The organism is Microvirga mediterraneensis, from assembly GCF_013520865.1.
GTDB lineage: Bacteria > Pseudomonadota > Alphaproteobacteria > Rhizobiales > Beijerinckiaceae > Microvirga > Microvirga mediterraneensis.
In genome coordinates, this window is the sequence record NZ_JACDXJ010000001.1 from 1,074,016 (window position 1) to 1,094,195 (window position 20,180).

Here is a 20,180-nt window from a genome sequence, read left to right on the forward strand (position 1 = left end):
CGGGCCCGGGGAAAGCCTATGGCGTCGCGGCTGCGATCAGTCCGGCGGTGTCGTAGAACTCCTCGAAATCCACCGCCTTGCCGTTATGGAAGCGCCAGATGTCGACCTTCCGGGTGTCCGCCACCTTGCCCGTCCCCTTGTGGCGCCAGACGGCCCGCCCGACCACGGCCACCCGGTCGCCCTGGGCGATGAACTCGTTCATGCTGTGGGAGATCATCTCCCAGTCGCGCATGAGGTCTTCGAGATAGGCGCGCACGCCGGACTTGCTGCTCCGGCGCATGGTGAAGGGAACTTCCGGCGAGCCTTCGGCCAGCGAGCCGAGGGAGACATCGTCCGCAATGATGTCCATCCAGCATTCGCAATCGCTGCCTTTGGTGTCGACCCACCGGGCATAGGTCTCGCGGAGTATGGAAACGGGATCATCCTGGGCTGCCATTGAGCTCTCCTATGGAAAGCAACCTTGAGCGAGTCGCCCGGACGGAATGGTGAAGCACGATCGGCCGCCTGCACAATGTCTATTCCGATCTAGCGCAACGAATGCAAAAGCGAGACCCACGATCTGCGTGAAAAGATGCGCAAAGCCAGACCCTTGGGGCATCGGACCTGAGTGCGCCATGACATTCCCGGGCTCCTGCTCAGGTTGCCCTAAGGCTATTGGCCGGGTTAGGGAGGGGTAGGTTTTCCGCTTGGGAGCCCTATCCGCTCGCATGGACAGAGCATTGGCCCGACCCCGTATTTTGCTTCCCGTCATGCAGGCACTGCTCGGGCTGGTCCTGCTCGCGTGGCTGCCGGCGATCGATCATGCGAATTCCGGGGCCTCTTTCCTCATCCAGGTCGAGGAAGCGCTTTCGCTCTCGGGCCTGTCCGATGGAGGCGAAGGGGATGGGGAGGCCTGTCCGGACACGTGGAAGGACGGTACGGGCGGCCCTGACGCTGTCCTGGCCTGGGACCTTTCCTGCCGTTCGAGAGGTAGGGCCGGGCAAGGCGTCCGTCTCGATTCTCCGCAATCCGGCAACGCCGCTCTTCTGGGCTCTCTGCGCGCGACGGGCCCCCCGCGCCCCTGAGCTGAGTTCAACCCGGCCGCAAGCTTCGCCTCGGAGGCTGCGGGCCGATCGTGTCGCGCGCCGAAAATGGCGCCATTCTCTGTCTCCGCGAGCGCCTTTGAACCGCAGGGCCCGGCCTTCATTCAGGCCATGGTCGACTTTCAGGCAGGCTCCGGTCGCTGTTCATCTCGAACGGCCAATCAAGTTCCCCGTGATGGAAGACCTTTTTCCCCAAATCCTCAAACTCCTCGGCATCATCTGGATCAACATCATCCTGTCCGGAGACAATGCCGTCGTCATTGCGCTGGCCTGCCGCGGCCTGCCGGAAGACAAACGCCGTATCGGCATGGTGCTCGGCGCCGGTGTGGCGGTGGGCCTGCGCATCATCTTCACCATCGTCGTCGCGGCGCTCCTGACGACACCCTTCCTGAAGATCGCCGGCGGGCTTCTCCTGCTCTGGATCGCCGTGAAGCTTCTCCAAGGCGACGACGAGGAGGGCGGCGTGAAGGAAACCGACCGCCTCTGGCATGCGGTCTGGACCGTCGTGGTCGCCGATGCCGTCATGAGCCTCGACAACGTCCTGGCCATTGCAGCGGTGGCGCAGGATTCCACCGTTCTGCTCGCCGTCGGCCTTGCCATTTCCATCCCCCTCATTGTGGCCGGCGCCGCCCTCATCATGGCGCTCCTGGACCGCTTTCCCCTGCTCGTCTGGGCCGGAGCGGCCCTTCTGGGCTGGGTGGCCGGGGAGATGCTGATTTCCGACCCTTGGCTGATTGGGCAGCTCGGCCAGGACATCAGCCACAAGGCCGAAATCCCCATTGCCATCGTCGGAGCCATCCTGGTGCTCGCCATCGGCTACGTCTCCCGGCAGCGGGCGGCAACCGACGAGGCCTAGAAACCCGCAGGATCCGTTCCGTCTGAACGCTGGGCAGGCCCGGTCTCGGGCAGGACGATCTAAAGGTCCAGTGCGGCCGTCTCGAGAAGGAGACGGCCGCACTCTCTCATATCGGCAGAGGTTGCCCTGCCGTTCGTAATCGGGTAGGGAAGAAACAGGCCCATCGCCTCAAGCACCCGTAGCTCAGCTGGATAGAGCGTTGCCCTCCGAAGGCAAAGGTCACACGTTCGAATCGTGTCGGGTGCGCCATTCCCCTTCCCGATCTTCAATCGCCAGAGTCATCCTGCTCCCGAGTTCTACCGTATGGATCCGGTTCGCAGGCGACAGCTGTCTCCTGCCGAAGCTGTGGGGCTTCCTCGTCAGGGAGAGCGCCCTCGTGCGAATTGCGCGGCTTCGCAGACGGGGCGATGGCAACCTGCTTGCCGGAGATGGGATCGAGAACAGTCATCGGGTCTGGTCTTTCGGTCTTGCGTGCTGCAATGCCGTACGCAGGACATGAACGTTTCACGTCCCCCTCCGTTCAGCTGTTCCATCGTGTCACGTGCGCTGCGGCACCATAGGGAATATCGGGCGGCATTACGGACCCATCTTCATCGGCACGTCACTCGTCCTCCGCCGGTCGCGTGGGGCTTCGGTTGGAACGCGGCCCAGCATGGGAACGTTGTCCACGATCGTAACCTGCCGGAGAGTGCAATGTTTTCTTCGCGTATCCTGAAGACCTGTGTGCTGGCCTTGGCCCTGTCCGGCGCGGCCACGCTTGCCTCGCTCCCGGCACAGGCCGGCGAAAGCACCGGCACCTGGCGGAACGGCATGGTGAGCGGGCCTTACGGCGTTGGCTGGTATGGGCCGGGCGGGGTCACTTATGAGCATGCCCGGACCGTGCGTCGCAGAGCCTATGTCCCACCGCGCCACCGCTACAATCGATCTTACCGTTCACATCGCTACGCGCCGAACCGCTATTACCGCGATCGCTACTATGGAAACCGCTATTACGGGAATCGGTATTACGGAAACCGGTACTATCAGCGCCGCGGATATGGCTGGTACGGGGAGCGCCCGCGTCCGGGCCGCGTGGATCGGGCGCTCGAGCAGGGGAGCCGATAGGAGGGGGACCCCTCCTCATTCTCTCGGCTCAGCCTAGGCCTCCCTCAACGCGCCCGCCGCGCGATGATCCAGACCGCATGAACGATGCCTGGGATATAGCCCAGGATCGTCAGGAGGATGTTGAGCCAGAACTGCCCGCCCAGACCGACGGTGAAGAAGACGCCGACCGGCGGGAGCAGGATGGCGAGAAGGATGCGAAGAAGGTTTGCCATGGGATCGACAGGAGAGCGTGGGACCATGGAATGAACGGAAACGTGGCCGTTCCGTTCCAATGGCCGATCATCGTCAGGTGCCTCGATACGGTCGACTCATGCGCAACATCCTCTTGGCCGCGATATGATCTGGATCAAGGCGCCGCCCGCCCGGGCGCCGAAGAATGTCTCCCGTAACAAGGAGCATGGCCGTGAACAAAGCTCTCAAGCTTCCGCATGACGGATTGGTTCTCGTCAGCGATGGCAGGAAGGCCCTTTTCCTGAAGAACAAGGGTGACGAACTTTATCCGAACCTCCAAGTAGAACGCGTCCTGGAGGCCCCGGACAACCTGCCGACCCATCTGCAAGGCACGGACAAGCAAGGCCGGACCTGGATGAACGGTCAGCGAAGCGCGGTCGAGCAGGTCGATTGGCACGATCTTGCCGAACGCAAGTTCGCCGGGGAGGTGGCCGAAGAGGTCAACGTGGCCTGCTCCGGCGGCAAGGTGAAGCACATCATCGTGGCTGCGCCTCCGCGCACCCTTGCCGAGCTGCGCACCCATTTCTCCGATGCCGTGAAGCAGCGGATCCTGGCCGAGGTGAACAAGGATCTGACGAAGCATCCGGTCTACGAGATCGAGCAGCACCTGGTGGCGAGCGCCTGACTTCTCGAGAGGCGTTCAGCGGTCCCACTTGATGGTGAGGATGCTCGCGACGAGCCGGTCGATGAGGACCGGCGCGTCGGCCGCCAGGCGCTCGATTCCCGTCACGGCTTGGCGCGTCATGCGCCCGTTCAGGAATGCGTAATCCATCACGATCGCGCTGACGAGCGCGATCACGGTTTTGAAGACGCGCGCGGCGAGATCGGACATCGTCAGGGACCTCTGGGGAAGTTCCCCATGGCTCATGCCTGATAGAGCCGGATGGATCAAGCTTTTGCGAGCATCCACTCGTGATCCGGATCGTTGTGGAACTTCCAGATCCGCTTCGGACCGGCCATCACGTTCAGGTAATAGAGCTCGTAGCCGTGGGGCGCGCCGACGGGGTGGTATCCCTTCGGCACAAGCACCACGTCGCCGTCGCTCGCGGCCAGCGTCTCGTCGAGGGAGCGGTCGTCCGTATAGACCCGCTGGAGCGCGAAGCCTGAGGGCGGATTGAGCCGGTGGTAGTAGGTCTCCTCCAGGAGGGACTCGTTCGGCAGCATGTCCCGGTCGTGCTTGTGCGGCGGATAGCTCGACCAATGGCCGGACGGCGTGATGACCTCGACCACGAGCAGGCTTTCCGCCGCTTCCGTTTCCGGCAGGATGTTGCGCACATGGCGCGTGTTGGTGCCCTGGCCGCGGGTTTCCTGACCGACCTGGTCGGGCCGGATCACGCGCGCCGGAAGCTTGCCTTCGGCCGGAGCGGTGCAGACAGCGATCTCACAATCGGTCTGCGCCTCCAGGGACCATTCGGAGCGGGCTGGCGCGTAGAGCGACCACGGATCCGGCTCGAATGGCGAGTTGCGGCTGCCGATCACGCCGAAATCCTGGCCCGAGGCCGCCACGCGCGCCTTGCCGGAGAGCAGCACGATGCAGGCCTCCCGGTTTTCCGTCTGCTGCTTCAGGGACTGCCCGCTTTTGAGCCGGTAGACCTCGAAACCCACATAGGTCCAGCCGGCGGTGTCCGGCGTGATGGCGTGGATCCGCCCGGTCGAATCCGGCTTCGACGGTTTGATGAGAAGCTTCGACATCGCACAGGCTCCTTAACGCAGGCCGGCTTCCTTGAGGTACCGGGTGAGATTGGCATAGCCCATCTTGGCATAGGTGAGCGGATGAGCCTTCTTCGGGTCCTGCTCCGCCTCGATCACCACCCAGCCGCTGTAGCCCGGCAGTTCCTTGAACACGGAGACGAAATCCACCATACCGTCGCCCGGCACCGTGTAGACGCCCTCGAGGACGGAATCGAGGAAGCTCCAGTTCTCCACGCGGGACTTCTCCATCACGCTTTTACGCACGTCCTTCGTGTGCACGTGGCTGATGCGGCTGCGATAGCGGCGGGCGAGCGCGGCAGGATCGGCGCCGCCCCAGGTGGCGTGGCCGGTATCGAGCAGGAGATGAACGGCTTCACCCGTGGAGCGCATGAACGCGTCGATATCGGCTTCCGATTCCACGATGGTGCCCATGTGGTGATGATACACCACGCGCACGCCCTCCTGGAGCGTCCGCTCAGCCACCTGTGTGATGCGGCGGCCGAACTCGGCCCAGTCGCCCTCCTTCATCACCGGGCGTTGGGACAGGGGCTTGGAGCGGTCGCCGTGAATGGCGTTCGACGTCTCGGCGAAGACGAGAACGTTCGAGCCCATGGCCTTCAGGAGGTCGAGATGCGGCCGCAGGGCCTTCATCTCCGCATCCGCGTCGCGCTTCAACAATTCGGCGGAATACCAGCCGGACACGCAGGCGAGCCCGAAGGGCGCCAGCGCTTGTTTAAGCGCTTCCGGCTCGCGCGGAAACTTGTTGCCGAGCTCCATGCCCTCGAAGCCCGCCTCCTTGGCCTCGGCGAGGCAGACCTCCAGCGGCGTCTCGCCGCCGAGTTCGAGCATGTCGTCGTTGGACCAGCCGATGGGATTGGCCCCGATGCGGATCGTCATGTTGTTGTTCCTTTCGTCCTGATCAATCGCCCACGCGCTGCGCCGCGAGGGCCGTCTCGTAATCCTTGCGGGCCGTCTTCACCTGCTCGCGTGTCGAGACTTCCGGCACCGCCACGTCCCACCAATGGCCGCCCGCATCGGTCGACGCGAGAGGATCCGTGTCGATGACGATGACGGTGCTGCGCTCGGCGCTGCGTGCCTTCCGCAGCGCATCTTCGAGTTCCGCGATGCTCTTCACCTTCATGGATTGCGCGCCGAGGCTGGCCGCATGGGCGGCGAAGTCGATGTCGGGCAACGTCACATGATTGGTGTGCTGCAGCAGGTTGTTGAAACTCTCGCCCCCGGTGGCGCGCTGCAGGCGGTTGATGCAGCCGTAACCGCGATTGTCGAGGAGCACGACAGTGAGCTTCTGGCCGAGCATCACGGAGCTGGCGAGTTCCGAGTTCATCATGAGATAGGAGCCGTCGCCCACCATCACGATCACTTCGCGGGATGGATCGGCCATCTTCACGCCGAGCCCGCCCGCGATCTCGTAGCCCATGCAGGAATAGCCGTATTCCATATGGTAGCCCAGCGCCGTGCTCGCCTTCCAGTGCTTGTGCAGCTCCCCCGGCAGGCCGCCGGCCGCGCAGACCACCACGTCGGTGGGCGAGGAGGTGCGCTGGACCGCGCCGATCACCTGCGCGTCGGAGGGAAGCTCTGCGTTGGTCGGGTCCGTGTAGCGCGCGGCGGTCTCGAACCAGCGTGCCTTCTCGTCCTGCGCCTTCGCCGTCCAGGCCTCCGGAGCTTTCCAGTTACCGAGGGCGCGGCTCAGCTCCTCGAGGCCGACACGGGCATCCGCCACGAGCGGAACCGCATTGTGCTTGGCGGCATCGAAGGTCTGCACGTTGAGGCCGACGATGCGCCGGTTCGGATTCTTGAACAGCGCCCAGGAGCCGGTGGTGAAATCCTGCAGGCGCGTCCCTACGGCGATCACCACATCGGCCTCTTCGGCGAAGGCGTTGGCGGCGCCCGTGCCGGTGACCCCCACGGCGCCGAGGCAGGCCACATGGTCGTGAGGCAGGCTCGATTTGCCGGCCTGCGTTTCTCCGACGGAGAGGCCGTGCTTTTCGGCGAAATCGGCCAGGGCCTTTTCCGCTTCCGAGTAGAGTACGCCGCCGCCTGCGACGATGAAGGGCTTCTTCGCCTTGCGGATGAGGTCTGCCGCCGCAGCGAGCTCCGTCTCGTCCGGCCGGATGCGGCGCGGGCGCCAGATCTTCTCCGCAAAGAAGCTCTCGGGATAATCGTAGGCCTCGGCCTGCGTGTCCTGGCAGAGTGCGAGCGTCACCGGGCCGCATTCGGCGGGATCCGTGAGGACGGTCATGGCGCGCTGGAGCGCCGGGATGATCTGCTCGGGACGCGCGATGCGGTCGAAATAGCGGGAGACGGGCCGGAAGCAGTCGTTCGCCGAGACCGTGCCGTCGGAGAAGCTCTCGATCTGCTGCAGCACCGGATCGGGCCTGCGGTTGGCGAACACGTCGCCGGGAAGCAGCAGCACGGGCAGGCGGTTCACATGCGCCACGGCCGCCGCCGTCACCATGTTGGTGGCGCCGGGACCGATCGAGGTGGTGCAGGCCATCATGCGCCGGCGGCGCGAGGCCTTGGCGAAGGCGATGGCCGCATGGGCCATGCCCTGCTCGTTATGGGCGCGGTAGGTCGGAAGCTGGTCCCGTACGCCGTGCAGGGCCTCGCCCATGCCGGCCACGTTGCCATGGCCGAAGATAGCCCACACGCCGCCGAAGAGCGGCAGGACTTTTCCGTCGATCTCCGTCTTCTGTGCCGTCAGGAAGCGGGCGACGGCTTGCGCCATGGTCAGCCGGATCGTGCTCATGCGTGTTCCTCTTAGAATGGCGTCGCAGCGTTTTCAGGTTTTCGCATACATGAAAAGAGGGCGCAGCCTTTCACAGGCCCCGCCCTTCGTCTTAGGCGGCTTTCGAGCGGGCGGAGACCCGCTGCCAGGCGTCGACGAGACGCTGGAAGCGGCCCGCCATGTCGGCGATCGCGGCCTCGTCCGAGATCTCGCCCTTGAGCCAGCGCCGCGCGGCGTCGTTGAAGATCGTGCGGCCCACCGCAAAGCCTTTGACCTGCGGTTCGCTCGCCGCGGCCGCGAAGGCAGCTTCCAGCTCGTTCTCGGGCGCTTCGAGGCCGAGGAGCACGATGCCACGGCAATAGGGATCGTTCTGCGTGATCACGTTGCCGATGGCATGCCACGCCGCTTCATCGCGCTGCGGTTCGAGCTTCCACCAATCGGGCTTGATGCCGAGATCGTAGAGGCGCTGCAGGATCCCCGCGACCGTGTCGGCCTTGAGCGGTCCGTGCTTGCCCGCGATGATCTCCACCAGCAATTCCCGGCCGATGCGGCGCGCGGCGTCGTGCAGGCGCAACAGGTCGCGCTCCTGGCGCTCCTTCAGCTCCGGCGGATCGTCCGGATGGTAGAAGCACAGGCATTTGATGGTGTGGCCGACCGGCCATTCCACCAGCTTGGCGCCGAGCGACCCGCCGCCTTCGAAATCGAGCGGCCGCGAACCCGGAAGCTCCACGGGACGGCCGATCCAGAACGGATGATCGGCGGCGCGGAACAGCGCCTCGCGGCCGAAAGTGCCGTCGATCAGCATGCCGAAGCCGGGGCGGCCCTCCGCCACGCGGGCGGCGGCGTGGACGGCCAGCACCTTGAAATCGGGGATGCGCTCGACGGGAGCGCCGATCTCCTTCGCCATCGCTTCCAACTGCATGCGGTGGTCGATGGCGAGCGCCATGAGCGTGTCGGGCTGCGGTCTGCGCGTCGTCGCCCAATGGATGTGGTTGATGTCCTCGTCGAAGCGCAGCGCCTTGTGGCGGCTGCCGGTCTTCAGGAAATGCTGCAGCTCCGGGAAGGTCGGGATCTCCGGCGAGCAGAGCAGGCGCGAGACCGCGAAGGCGCCGCTCGCATTGGCGTAGGCGCAGCAGGTTTCAAGCTCCTCTCCTTTAAGCCATCCACGCAGGAAGCCGGACAGGAACGCGTCGCCTGCTCCCAGCACGTTGTAGACCTCGACCGGGAAGCCGGGCCCCTTCACGCCGTCGTCCAGCGAATCCGGAATGGCGCCCGGGAACACCACGCAGCCCATGGGACCGCGCTTGCACACGATGGTGGCCTTCGAAATGGCCCGGATGGCCCGGATGGCCGTGAGCGTGTCCTCGGAGCCGCCGGCGATGTGCAGCTCCTCCTCCGTGCCGACGACGAGGTCGCAATCGGCCAGGATGGGTTTGAGATGTTCGGTCACCGCGTCGGAGCGCACATAGCGCGACTCGCCCGCGCCATGGCCGAGAAGGCCCCAGAGGTTGGGGCGATAATCCACGTCGAGCACCACCTTGCGGCCGTTCGCCTTGGCGATGCGGATCGCCTTCTTCTGCGCGGCGGCGGTTGTCTCACGCGAGAAATGTGTGCCCGTCACTACGATGGCGGCCGCGGATGCGATGAAGCCTTCGTCGATGTCGCTCTCATCGAGCGCCATGTCGGCGCAGTTGTCGCGATAGAAGATCAGCGGGAAGGAATCCTCGTCCCTGACGCCGAGGATCACCAGGGCGGTGAGGCGCTCCCTGTCGGTGACGATGCCTTCGGTGGCGACGCCCTCGCGCCCCATCTGCTCGCGGATGAAGCGGCCCATGGCCTCGTCGCCCACGCGGGTCACGAGGCCCGATTTCAGGCCGAGCCGCGCCGTGCCGATGGCGATGTTGGCCGGGCAGCCGCCGACGGCCTTGGAGAAGGACGCCATGTCCTCCAGCCGCCCGCCGACCTGCTGGCCGTAGAGATCGACCGAGGCGCGGCCAATGGTGATCACATCCAGGGCTGGCTTCATGCTATTCCTCCCGCTCCCGGCCGAGTAAAGCGTATGCGAGCCGCGCTCCCGGCTCTTGCTGTTATAGAACGTTTATTCTATTAGCATCCTATCGTGGAATTTCAATTCCAAACTTGCCGTGAGCCGGCAAAGGACCAGGGGGAAACATGATCAGAATCGCTGTTCTGGGCGCCGGCCGCATCGGCCGCATCCATGGGCGCAACGCCGCCAGCCATCCCGATGCCCGCCTCGTGGCGGTGGCCGACCCCCATGCGCCCGCCGCGCAGGAGCTCGCGGCCGCGACGGGCGCCGAGGTCGCGGCGCTGGATGAGATCGTCGAGCGCTCCGACGTGGACGCCATCCTCATCTGCACGCCGACCACGACCCATGCGGACCTCATCGAGCGCGGCGCCCGCGCCGGCAAGGCGGTCTTCTGCGAGAAGCCGGTGGACCTGTCGAGCGAGCGCATCGAGACCTGTCTCGCCACGGTCGAGAAGGCCGGCACGCCCCTGATGATCGGCTTCAACCGTCGCTTCGATCCGAACTTCGCGGCCTTGCGCCGCCGGCTCGCCGATGGGGAAGTGGGCGAGGTGGAGCTCGTGACGATCCTGTCGCGCGATCCCGGCCCGCCGCCCGTGAGCTACATCGCCACCTCCGGCGGCCTGTTCCGGGACATGATGATCCACGATCTCGACATGGCCCGCTTCCTGCTGCTGGGCGACGAGCCCGTGGAGGTGCATGCGGTCGGCTCGTCCCTGGTCGATCCTGCCATCGGACAGGCCGGCGACGTGGACACGGCCGCCGTGATGCTGAAGACCGCCAAGGGCAGGATCGTGCAGATCTCCAATTCCCGGCGCGCCACCTATGGCTACGACCAGCGCGTCGAGGTCCATGGCTCCAAGGGCATGATCCGCGCCGGAAACATCCACCGCACGACGGTCGAGGTGGCGAACGCCGCGGGCGTGACCGCCGATCCGGTGCAGGACTTCTTCCTGGAGCGCTATGCGGATGCCTATCGCGATGAGCTGACCACGTTCCTGAACGCCGTCCGCGACGGCAAGCCGTGCAACCCGACCGGTCGCGATGGCCTCATGGCGCAGCGTCTGGCCGATGCCGCCACCGAATCGGCGCAGAGCGGAAAGCCGGTGCGGCTGTAATTCTGCACGTCATTGCTTCCCCGGACGTGATTCGGGGATTCGTGCCGGTGATCCCGATGGCCTGAAGCGCCGCGCCTCATCGGATCAGGTCCGGGGCCGGTCATGACGTGAGAGGGTGCTGATCCGTTCGTGTCAAAGAGCCAGCCCCTTGGGGCCCGCAGCTTGCGCTGCGAGCCTTTCGGGTTCGAGGGTGGCGCGTCGGGCAGCCCGGCTCGCTTGTGTGTGTTGATGGAAGAGCCGGACGGCCGCTTCGCGCACGGTTCTTTTCAGGTGGACCAGCTGGGGAGCCCCCAAGGTCGACCTCCCGCGACCACAGGCGTGCGAGGCCTGCGGCGGGACCGTGCCTGCTCTCACTCTTGCGACGCCTCGCGAGCGCGCCCCTCGTCAGAGCAGATCTAGGGCAACGATATAGCCAAGGTTACTCGCCCTGTCAAGAACAAAGTGAGAACATAACATCGCCCCGATGACATTCTCCGCCCCCATCCTGAGGAGCAGCGCAGCGGCGTCTCGAAGGATCAGGGCGCCTCCAGCTCCTCCTTCGCGACGCCACGGCGTGGCGCCTCAGGATGAGGCCGGAGGGATGGCAAGCAGAACGTGCGTGGCCGGCACGAGGCCAGCCATTCACGAGAGGGTGTCATCCTCACGTTGGTTGCTGCAGGGGAAGGGGATCCGCGCTCCAGCGCCGAGCGATGGATTGCCTCCCTCTCCGCTGTACGTCCATCCGGGAATGACCCCTAGGCTGCTCCAGGGTATTGGGATATCCCGCCTACCCCTCGGCCCGCTTCTCCGCCGTGCCCACGGCCAGCGCCATCGCCAGCGCGAACGAAGCGGAGAGCGACCGGAAGGCGCCGAAATCGGCTTCCGCGACCTCGAGCCAGACGTCGGCATTCGTCACCAGGGGGCTGAAGGCCGAATCGGTGATCGCCACCACCGGCACGTCTCGCTGCGCGGCCGCCGCCGCGAGATCGGCCGTGACGGGAGCATAGGGCGTGAAGCTGATGGCCAATACCGCGTCGCGCTTGGACGCGATGGCGAGTTGCTCGGGGCCGAGCTGGCCCACATGGTCGATGAGGATGGCGCGCACGCCGAGCTTGCCGAAGGCATAGGCGCAATAGGCGATGACCGGGAAGACCCGCCGGGCGCCGAGCAGATAGATGGTGTCGGCCTTGGCCAGCGTCTCGATGGCGCGGGACAACTCCTCGGGTCTTACCGAAGCCTGCATCCGCTCCAGGGAAATGGCCGCCGCGTGGGTGAAGCCTTCGAGCAGGGACGCCGCGTGAACGTGGTGTCCCTCGGCGTCGCGCAGGCCGCGCAGGCGCTCGCGGTAATCCGGGAAGCGCTCCCGCAGGCGATCGCGGAAAATCTGCTGCAGGTGGGAAAAGCCGTCATAGCCGAGGCTCTTGGCGAAGCGCACCAGGGTGGAGGGCTGAACCCCGGCATGCTCGGCGATCCCGGCTACCGTGCCGAACGCCATGTCCTCCGGATGCTCGAGCGCGAAGGCGGCGATCTGCTTCAGCCGCTTCGGCATCGCCTCGCGGCGGCTGAGCAGGAGCGCGCGGAGGCCGTCGAAGTCCTCGGGAATGTCCGTCACGACCGCTTCAGCGCTGCCCATGCTGTCCTCTGTCTCCACCGTTGGCCTCAGACATGAGATCGGTCTTGACCCGATCCTACAAAAATGGAATAAAAATTCCAATATAGAAACAAAAAGGTTCTGACGTTCCGTTTAGTCATGCGGACGATCGGATCGGCAGAGGGAACGCTGTAAAGACGGTGATTCGCCTTTCGGCTCATTTGTTTTCTCTCTGCCCTTTGAGGCAAGCGGCAAGGCCGCGGCGGCCGCCGCAGCGCACAGGCGTTGCGGCGCTCGCGTGAGGACCATCTGGGAGGAAGAGCATGAAAGCGTTTGTTACCGGTCTGGCCGCAGCAGCGGCCCTGACCCTCGCCACCGCCGCCCCGGTCGCGGCGCAGCAGAATACCCGCATCATCGTCGTCAGCCACGGGCAGGCCAACGATCCGTTCTGGTCGGTGGTCAAGAACGGCGTGGCGGCGGGCGGCCAGGACATGAAGGTCCAGGTCGACTACCGGGCCCCCGAGACCTTCGACATGGTCGGCATGAGCCAGCTCATCGATGCGGCTGTGAACCAGAAGCCGGCCGGCCTGATCGTCTCGATCCCCGATGCCTCGGCGCTCGGCCCGTCGATCCAGAAGGCGGTGGCCGCCGGCATTCCGGTGATCTCCATGAATTCCGGCTCCGACGTGTCGAAGAAGCTCGGCGCGCTGCTCCATGTGGGCCAGGACGAGGTCGAGGCCGGGCGCATCGCCGGCGCCAAGCTCAAGGAAATGGGCGGCAAGGTCGGCCTGTGCGTGAACCAGGAGGTCGGCAACGTGTCGCTCGACCTGCGCTGCAAGGGCTTCACGGAAGGCTTCGGCGGCAAGGTGACGGTGCTGCCGGTCACGAACGATCCGGCCGATGTCCGCGCCAAGGTGAAGGCGGCGGTCTCGGCGGACAGCTCCATCGACACGATTCTGGCGCTCGGCGCCGGGACGGCGGGCGAGCCGTCGGTTGCGGCCGTGAAGGAGGCCGGAAAGACGGGAGCCATCCGCGTCGCCACGTTCGACATGTCGGCCGGCTTCCTTAAGTCCGTGGCCGCCGGCGAGGCGGTGTTCGCCATCGACCAGCAGCAATATCTGCAGGGCTACCTGCCGGTGGTGTTCCTGGCGAACTATGCCAAGTACGGCCTCATGCCGGGCGGCGACGTGGCCTCGGGCCCGAATCTGGTCACGAAGGAAAAGGCCGCCCAGGTGATCGATCTGTCCGCCAAGGGCATTCGCTAAAACAATCATGGAAGCCCGCGACCATACCGGTCGCGGGCTCTTTATTTCCTGCATTCATTCGGGGAGGCTCCCATGGTGAACACCACCCAGCCGACCGCGGATCTGTCTCCGGCTTCCGCCGTCGAGAAGATCCAGGACGAGCGCCTGCGGGAGGTCTCCCTCCTCACCAAGATCATGCGGCGGCCGGAACTCGGGGCGCTCGCCGGCCTCGTCCTCGTGACGATCTTCTTTCTCTCCACCGCCGATGCATCCATGTTCACGCTGGCGGGGATCATGAACATCCTCTCGCCCGCGGCCCAGCTCGGCATTCTCGCCATCGCGGCGGCCCTGCTGATGATCGGCGGCGAGTTCGATCTCTCCATCGGCTCCATGGTGGCCTTCACGGGCCTCGTCTTCGGCGCCTTCATCACGCTCAGCGGCTGGCCGCTCCTGCTCGCCATCGCCGGGACCTTGGTCGTGGCGGCCGTGCTCGGCGGGCTGAACGGCCAGATGGTGATCCGCACGCGGCTGCCCTCGTTCATCGTCACGCTCGCGTTTCTGTTCATCCTGCGCGGCCTCTCGCTCGTCGGGCTGAAATGGGCCACCGGAGGCTCGACGCAGATGCGCGGCATCGGCGATCAGGCAGGCGAGGGTCTCGTCCGCGAACTCTTCTCAGGCGTCGCCTTCGAGGGCGTATTCTCGTGGCTCGCGGCGCACGACGTCATCGGCAAATTCCCGAACGGAACGCCGACCGTGACGGGCGTTCCGGTCTCCATCGTCTGGTTCATCCTCTTCGCACTCGCCGCCACATGGCTTCTCCTGCGTACGCGCGCCGGCAACTGGATCTTCGCGGCGGGCGGCGACGCCAACGCGGCGCGCAATTCCGGTGTGCCGGTGGACCGGGTCAAGACGGCTCTCTTCATGCTCACCGCCTGCGCGGCTGCGCTGGTCGCCATCCTGACTGTGCTCGACGCGGGCTCGACCGATGCGCGGCGCGGTTTCCAGAAGGAATTCGAGGCCATCATCGCGGCGGTGATCGGCGGGTGCCTGCTCACCGGCGGCTACGGCTCGGCCATCGGGGCGTTCTTCGGCGCCATCATCTTCGGCATGGTGTCCATCGGGCTCACCTACACGCGGTTCGATTCCGACTGGTTCCAGGTTTTCCTCGGCGCCATGCTGCTGCTGGCGGTGCTGTTCAACAACTTCATCCGCCGCAAGGTGACGGGAGAGCGCTGATGGACAACGAAACGCCCCTCATCGACATCCGCAACCTCGTCAAGCATTTCGGCTCGGTCATCGCGCTCTCCGGCGTCTCGCTCACGGTCCATCGCGGCGAGGTCATGTGCCTGCTCGGAGACAATGGAGCCGGCAAGTCGACGCTGATCAAGACGCTGGCCGGCGTGCACCGGCCGACCTCGGGCGAGTTCTTCGTCGAGGGCCAGCCGGTGGCCTTCGCGAGCCCGCGCGATGCGCTCGATGCGGGCATCGCGACCGTGTACCAGGACCTCGCCATGATCCCGCTCATGTCGGTCACGCGCAACTTCTTCATGGGCCGCGAGCCGGTGAAGGGCATCTGGCCCTTCCGCAACGTGGATTTCGACCATTGCGACGAGGTCACCCGCGAGGAGATGCACAAGATCGGCATCGACGTGCGCGATCCGCATCAGGCGGTCGGCACGCTCTCCGGCGGCGAGCGGCAATGCGTGGCGATTGCCCGCGCGGTCTATTTCGGCGCCAAGGTGCTGATCCTCGACGAGCCCACGTCGGCGCTCGGCGTGGCGCAGACCTCCATGGTGCTGAAATACATCCATCAGGTCCGCCAGAAGGGTCTCGGCGTGATCTTCATCACGCACAATGTGCGCCACGCCTACGCGGTGGGCGACCGTTTCACGGTGCTCAACCGCGGCAAGACGCTGGGCACCTATGCGAAGTCTGAAATCCAGATCGAGGAACTGCAGAACCTCATGGCCGGCGGCAAGGAATTGCAGGCGGTGTCGGAGGAGCTGGGCGGGATGGTGTGAAGGGCTGCGTGTCCTGCCGGGAACGTCACCCGCAACGTCGTCACCGGGCTTGTCCCGGCGATCCCGAACGGACGAGCGCGGCGCTTCAAACAAGCGGGATGGCCGGGACAAGCTCGGCCATGACGTAGAACCATTGGCGCCAAGCCGTGGATCGTTTCAGGAGCATCGCGCATGAAGTCTCTGAACATCGGCCTCATCGGCACAGGCTACATGGGCAAGTGCCATGCACTGGCCTGGAACGCCGTCGCGGCCGTCTTCGGTGACGTTCCTCGACCGCGCCTCACGGTGCTGGCCGAAGCCTCGCAGGATCTCGCGGAGCGCAAGGCGCGCGAACTCGGCTTTGCGCGCGCCACCGGTGACTGGCGCTCCCTCGTGGCGGATCCCGAGGTCGATGTGGTGTCGATCACCACGCCCAACGCCTTTCATCCCGACATGGCGATTGCCGCCCTGGAAGCGGGCAAGCATGTCTGGTGCGAGAAGCCGATGGCGACGAGGCTTTTTGATGCGGAGCGCATGCTGGCTGCCGCGCGGGCGTCGGGCAGGGTGGCGGCGCTCGGCTACAATTACATCCAGAACCCGGTCATGCGCCTGATCCGCCGCCTCCTCGATGAGGGGCAGATCGGTGAGGTCAATCATGTGCGTGTCGAGATGGACGAGGACTTCATGGCCGACCCGGAGGAGCTTTTCTATTGGAAAAGCGAAGCCTCATCAGGCCATGGCGCTCTCGACGATTTCGCGGTCCATCCTCTGAGCCTGCTCTGGACGCTCGTGGGCGGGGTGCGGCGGGTGTGCGGCCACATGGCGAAGCCTTACGCCGACCGTCCGGTGCAGGGCGGCGGCCGCCGCGCGGTGGAGACCTACGACATTGCGACGGTCCTGATGGAGCTGGAGAGCGGTGTGTCGGGATTGCTTGCCGTCAACCGCTCCGCCTGGGGACGAAAGGGTCGCATCGCCGTGCAGATCTTCGGGTCGAAAGGCACCATCGTGTACGACCAGGAGCGCATGAACGAGGTCCAGCTCTACACGGCTGATGGGGGCAAGGAAACACAGGGCTTCCGCACCATTCTCGCCTCGCCGCATCACCCGCCCTATGACAAGTTCATCCCCGCGCCGGGGCATGGGCTCGGCTTCAACGATCTGAAAGTCATCGAATGCCGGGAGCTGATCCGCCGTATTGAGGGCGATGCCGCGCATCTGATCACGTTCGAGGAGGGCATCCTTATCGAGCGAACTGTCGATGCCATGGCGAGAAGCGCGCATGAGGGACGGTGGGTGGAGGTGTGATCATCCAGCGTCATGCCGGATCGCCTGCGGCGTCCGGGATGACCGCATGTGCCTGGTCTTACGCGGCATGTGCCTTCAGCACTTCGAGGAACGCATCCGCGTAGCGGTCGAGCTTGGCCTGCCCCACGCCGTGAACCTCGCCGAAGGCGCGCGCGGTGGTCGGGCGCTTGGCCGCCATGTCGATGAGGCTGCGGTCGGAGAAGATCACGTAGGCGGGCACGCCCTCCTCCTTGGCGAGGCGCGTGCGCAGGCCCTTCAGGTCGAGGAGCAGCGGATCGTCGGACGGAACCACCGATTCCGCTTCCATGCGGCTGCGCCTGCGGCGGCGCTCCGCGGGCTTCATGAGCACGTCGGAGCGCAGCTCGATCCGCTCCTGGCCCTTGAGAACGGCGACGCCCTTGTCGGTGAGCGTCCAGCGGCCGTATTCCGCAAGCTCGAGGCCGACGAGCCCGGCCGCATAGATCTGGCGCAGGAGCGAGCGCCATTCGGCCTTCGAGCGGTCGTTGCCCACCCCGAAAGTCTTCAGCTTGTCGTGGCCGAAGCGGCGGATGGAATCCGTCTCCTCGCCCACGAGGATGCTGATGAGATGCTCGGTGCCGAAGCGCTCGCCGGTGCGCACGATGGCGGAGAGGAGCTTCTGCGCCTCGATGGTGCCGTCGAACGACATGACGCCGTCGATGCACAGGTCGCAGTTCCCGCACGGCTCGGTGCTCTCGCCGAAATAGGCGAGCAGCGTCTGGCGGCGGCAGCGCGGCGCCTCGCACAGGGCGACCAGCGCATTGAGCCGCTGGCGCTCCACGCGCTTCTGCTCGTCCGATGCATCGCTCTGCTCGATCTGCAGGCGGCGCAGGCGCATGTCGTCGAGACCGTAGAGGGTGAGCGTGTCGGCGGGCGCGCCGTCGCGGCCCGCGCGGCCGATCTCCTGGTAATAGGCCTCGATGGATTTCGGCAGGGCCGCATGCGCCACGAAGCGCACGTCGGGTTTGTCGATGCCCATGCCGAAGGCGACGGTCGCGACCATCACGACGCCGTCCTCCTGCAGGAAGATGTCCTGGTTCTTGGCGCGGTCTGCTTGAGGCATGCCCGCGTGATAGGGCATGGCGCGATAGCCCGCCTGGCTCAAGGAATCGGCGAGCTTCTCTGTCGCATCCCGGGACGAGCAATAGACGATGCCGCTCTCGTGCCGGTGCTTGTCGAGGAAGGAGAAGAGCTGGCGCCTCGAATGCTCCTTGGCCTGCATGGCCAGGCGCAGGTTCGGCCGGTCGAAGCCGTGGATGAAGAGGCGCGGCTCCTCCTCGAACAGGCGATGCATGATGTCGCCGCGCGTCGCCACGTCGGCGGTCGCGGTGAGCGCGATGGTCTGCACGTTGCCCAGCCGCTGGCGCACCTCGCCCAGCATGGCGTATTCCGGCCGGAAATCATGGCCCCATTGCGAGACGCAATGGGCCTCGTCGATGGCGAGCATGTTCACGCCGGCCCGCGCCAGCCACTCGGTCGTGCCGGTATTCGCCAGCCGCTCCGGCGAGGCATAGAGGAGGCGCATGCGCCCCTCGCGCACCGAATCCACCACGCGGCGGTTCTCGTCCGAATCGTTGGCGGAGTTGAGGCTTCCGGCCTCGACCCCGAAATGGCGCAAAGCCGCCACCTGGTCGCGCATGAGGGCGATGAGGGGCGAGACCACGATGGTCAGGCCCTCGCGGGCCAGCGTGGGCAGCTGGTAGCAGAGGGACTTGCCCGCGCCGGTCGGCATGACGGCCAGAACGTCCTCGCCGGCCAGAACCGCGCGCACGATCTCCTCCTGTCCTTCACGGAAGGAGGGGAAGCCGAAAACGTCGTGGAGAATCTTGGCGGGGTCGATCACGAATGCCGTGTGGCCGATGACGGATTCAAGGTCAATGCGTCATCGGGAATCTGCCGGAAAGCCAGGACCCCCCTTGCGGCGGCCAGGCCGGTGGCGAAAGCCGCCTGGAGCAGGTATCCGCCGGTGGGCGCCTCCCAGTCCAGCATCTCGCCGGCCACGAAGACGCCCGGCATCCGCTTGAGCATCAGGTGATCGTCCAGTTCCGCGAACGGCACGCCCCCGGCGCTGGAGATGGCCCGGTCGAGGGATTTCATGCCCGTCAGCGTCAGAGGCACGGCCTTGATCAGGCGGGCGAGGGCATCGGGTTCGGCGGGAAGGGTCGGAGAGGCCTCCCGGAGCAGGGCGATCCCGACGGGGCTCAGTCCGGTGCTCTTGCGCAGGAAGGTTGAGGCGGACTGGCCCTTGCGCGGGGCGCTCAGGCGCTTCACGAGCGCCTCCCCGGACAGGTCAGGCCGGAGATCCAGGTGCAGGGTGGCGTGACCCGACCGCTCGATGGCGTCGCGCAGCACGGCGGACAAGGCATAGACGGCCCCGCCCTCGATCCCGTCCGCCGTCACGATGGCCTCGCCCTTTGCGGTTCGGCCCTCGAAGGTCAGGGCGATTCGCTTCAGGGGCTCGCCTTCGAAGCGGCTGCGCATGATCTCCGACCAGGCATGGGTGAAGCCCATATTGGCCGGACGCAGGGGCGAGACCGCGATGCCGCGCCGGGACAGGAGCGCGACCCAGCTCCCATCGGAGCCGAGGCGCGGCCAGCTCGCGCCACCGAGCGCCAGGATGGTGGCCGCGGGTTTGATTCGGACCGATTGCCCGGCCGGGTCGGTGAAGATCAGGCCGCCATCCTCATCCCAGCCTTGCCAGCGATGGCGGAGCGCGAAGCGGGTTCCGAGCGTCTCGAGCCGGGCCAGCCAGGCCCGCAGGAGCGGAGAGGCCTTGAAGGACTTGGGGAAGACCCGGCCGCTGGAGCCCACGAAAGTCTCCTGGCCCAGGCCCTCGCACCAGGCGCGCAGGTCCTCGGGACGGAACGCCTCGATGAAGGGCCGCAGCTGCGGCTGGGCCTCGGCATAGCGGGCAACGAAACGCTCGAACTCTTCCGAATGAGTCAGGTTCAGGCCGCCCCGTCCCGCCATGAGGAGCTTTCGCCCGACGGACGGCATCCGGTCGTAGACGGTGACCGTGAGGCCCGCGCGTCCGAGAACCTCCGCGGCGATCAGGCCGGCGGGGCCGCCGCCCACGATGGCGACTTCGGGGGGAGAGGAGGGCTTTAAGGACATGCGGTCAGCTGACGCGGGAGGGTGTGGAATCTGGACCCTCACGCTTCAACATGGCA

The 20,180-nt window shown here is 65.9% G+C and carries 19 protein-coding genes and 1 tRNA gene; 10 read left to right on the forward strand and 10 right to left on the reverse strand.

Annotation, left to right across the window (positions count from 1 at the left end; translation table 11 throughout):
- Nucleotides 1-16: 16 nt before the first annotated feature.
- Nucleotides 17-436 (reverse strand): nuclear transport factor 2 family protein, encoded by a 420-nt coding sequence (locus H0S73_RS05075; RefSeq protein WP_181051142.1) that lies wholly within the window; start codon nucleotides 434-436, stop codon nucleotides 17-19.
- Between the two features lie 283 nt (nucleotides 437-719).
- Here H0S73_RS05075 and H0S73_RS05080 point away from each other — a divergent pair, with 283 nt between their 5' ends.
- The 4 genes from H0S73_RS05080 (at nucleotide 720) to H0S73_RS05095 (ending at nucleotide 3,042) form a co-directional block, all read left to right on the forward strand.
- Nucleotides 720-1,064: a hypothetical protein gene (locus H0S73_RS05080; protein WP_181051143.1), complete on the forward strand. Its 345-nt coding sequence runs from the start codon at nucleotides 720-722 to the stop codon at nucleotides 1,062-1,064.
- A 193-nt stretch (nucleotides 1,065-1,257) separates the two neighbouring features.
- The gene (locus tag H0S73_RS05085) at nucleotides 1,258-1,938 is read left to right on the forward strand and encodes a TerC family protein (protein WP_181054244.1); all 681 of its coding nucleotides are present in this window, start codon (nucleotides 1,258-1,260) and stop codon (nucleotides 1,936-1,938) included.
- Nucleotides 1,939-2,110: 172 nt separating this feature from the next.
- Nucleotides 2,111-2,187 (forward strand) — tRNA-Arg (locus tag H0S73_RS05090).
- A gap of 444 nt (nucleotides 2,188-2,631) precedes the next feature.
- Nucleotides 2,632-3,042 (forward strand): hypothetical protein, encoded by a 411-nt coding sequence (locus tag H0S73_RS05095; protein ID WP_181051144.1) that lies wholly within the window; start codon nucleotides 2,632-2,634, stop codon nucleotides 3,040-3,042.
- Between the two features lie 44 nt (nucleotides 3,043-3,086).
- Here H0S73_RS05095 and H0S73_RS05100 read toward each other — a convergent pair whose 3' ends face one another.
- The gene (locus H0S73_RS05100; protein WP_181051145.1) at nucleotides 3,087-3,254 is read right to left on the reverse strand and encodes a YqaE/Pmp3 family membrane protein; all 168 of its coding nucleotides are present in this window, start codon (nucleotides 3,252-3,254) and stop codon (nucleotides 3,087-3,089) included.
- Nucleotides 3,255-3,445: 191 nt separating this feature from the next.
- On the opposite strand from H0S73_RS05100, the gene H0S73_RS05105 reads away from it, so the two are divergent.
- Nucleotides 3,446-3,898 carry a host attachment protein gene (locus tag H0S73_RS05105; protein ID WP_343058234.1) on the forward strand — a complete coding sequence of 151 codons (453 nt, stop codon included), beginning with the start codon at nucleotides 3,446-3,448 and terminating at the stop codon, nucleotides 3,896-3,898.
- A gap of 15 nt (nucleotides 3,899-3,913) precedes the next feature.
- Here the strand turns inward: H0S73_RS05105 and H0S73_RS05110 are convergent, their stop codons facing one another.
- The 5 genes from H0S73_RS05110 to H0S73_RS05130 all read right to left on the reverse strand — a co-directional run bounded on the left by H0S73_RS05110 (nucleotide 3,914) and on the right by H0S73_RS05130 (nucleotide 9,737).
- Nucleotides 3,914-4,105 (reverse strand): hypothetical protein, encoded by a 192-nt coding sequence (locus H0S73_RS05110; RefSeq protein ID WP_181051147.1) that lies wholly within the window; start codon nucleotides 4,103-4,105, stop codon nucleotides 3,914-3,916.
- 56 nt (nucleotides 4,106-4,161) lie between these two features.
- Entirely contained in the window at nucleotides 4,162-4,965 is an 804-nt protein-coding gene (gene iolB, locus H0S73_RS05115; RefSeq protein WP_181051148.1) for a 5-deoxy-glucuronate isomerase, read from the reverse strand.
- 12 nt (nucleotides 4,966-4,977) lie between these two features.
- Entirely contained in the window at nucleotides 4,978-5,862 is an 885-nt protein-coding gene (gene iolE / locus H0S73_RS05120) for a myo-inosose-2 dehydratase (RefSeq protein WP_181051149.1), read from the reverse strand.
- Nucleotides 5,863-5,884: 22 nt separating this feature from the next.
- The gene (gene iolD, locus H0S73_RS05125; RefSeq protein ID WP_181051150.1) at nucleotides 5,885-7,732 is read right to left on the reverse strand and encodes a 3D-(3,5/4)-trihydroxycyclohexane-1,2-dione acylhydrolase (decyclizing); all 1,848 of its coding nucleotides are present in this window, start codon (nucleotides 7,730-7,732) and stop codon (nucleotides 5,885-5,887) included.
- Between the two features lie 91 nt (nucleotides 7,733-7,823).
- Nucleotides 7,824-9,737, reverse strand: a complete 1,914-nt coding sequence (locus H0S73_RS05130; RefSeq protein WP_181051151.1) for a bifunctional 5-dehydro-2-deoxygluconokinase/5-dehydro-2-deoxyphosphogluconate aldolase — start codon at nucleotides 9,735-9,737, stop codon at nucleotides 7,824-7,826.
- 146 nt (nucleotides 9,738-9,883) lie between these two features.
- Here H0S73_RS05130 and iolG point away from each other — a divergent pair, with 146 nt between their 5' ends.
- Nucleotides 9,884-10,873, forward strand: a complete 990-nt coding sequence (iolG, locus tag H0S73_RS05135; RefSeq protein WP_181051152.1) for an inositol 2-dehydrogenase — start codon at nucleotides 9,884-9,886, stop codon at nucleotides 10,871-10,873.
- 766 nt (nucleotides 10,874-11,639) lie between these two features.
- Here iolG and H0S73_RS05140 read toward each other — a convergent pair.
- On the reverse strand, nucleotides 11,640-12,485 hold the full coding sequence (locus H0S73_RS05140; protein WP_181051153.1) for a MurR/RpiR family transcriptional regulator: 846 nt from the start codon (nucleotides 12,483-12,485) through the stop codon (nucleotides 11,640-11,642).
- Between the two features lie 281 nt (nucleotides 12,486-12,766).
- Between H0S73_RS05140 and H0S73_RS05145 the strand changes: the two genes are divergently transcribed.
- The 4 genes from H0S73_RS05145 (at nucleotide 12,767) to H0S73_RS05160 (ending at nucleotide 16,992) form a co-directional block, all read left to right on the forward strand.
- On the forward strand, nucleotides 12,767-13,708 hold the full coding sequence (locus H0S73_RS05145; protein ID WP_181051154.1) for a sugar ABC transporter substrate-binding protein: 942 nt from the start codon (nucleotides 12,767-12,769) through the stop codon (nucleotides 13,706-13,708).
- 72 nt (nucleotides 13,709-13,780) lie between these two features.
- Entirely contained in the window at nucleotides 13,781-14,923 is a 1,143-nt protein-coding gene (locus H0S73_RS05150) for an ABC transporter permease (protein ID WP_246388732.1), read from the forward strand.
- Complete coding sequence (locus H0S73_RS05155) at nucleotides 14,923-15,708, forward strand: ATP-binding cassette domain-containing protein (RefSeq protein WP_181051155.1); 786 nt, start codon at nucleotides 14,923-14,925, stop codon at nucleotides 15,706-15,708. Before H0S73_RS05150 ends, H0S73_RS05155 begins: the two co-directional genes overlap by 1 nt.
- A gap of 171 nt (nucleotides 15,709-15,879) precedes the next feature.
- Nucleotides 15,880-16,992, forward strand: coding sequence for a Gfo/Idh/MocA family protein (locus H0S73_RS05160; RefSeq protein ID WP_181051156.1), 1,113 nt, complete (start codon nucleotides 15,880-15,882; stop codon nucleotides 16,990-16,992).
- A 58-nt stretch (nucleotides 16,993-17,050) separates the two neighbouring features.
- Here H0S73_RS05160 and recQ read toward each other — a convergent pair whose 3' ends face one another.
- Together recQ and H0S73_RS05170 are read right to left on the reverse strand one after the other, a co-directional pair.
- Complete coding sequence (recQ, locus tag H0S73_RS05165; protein ID WP_181051157.1) at nucleotides 17,051-18,853, reverse strand: DNA helicase RecQ; 1,803 nt, start codon at nucleotides 18,851-18,853, stop codon at nucleotides 17,051-17,053.
- Nucleotides 18,850-20,124, reverse strand: coding sequence for a TIGR03862 family flavoprotein (locus H0S73_RS05170; protein WP_181051158.1), 1,275 nt, complete (start codon nucleotides 20,122-20,124; stop codon nucleotides 18,850-18,852). The genes recQ and H0S73_RS05170 overlap by 4 nt, the downstream gene beginning before the upstream one ends.
- Between the last annotated feature and the right edge of the window lie 56 nt (nucleotides 20,125-20,180).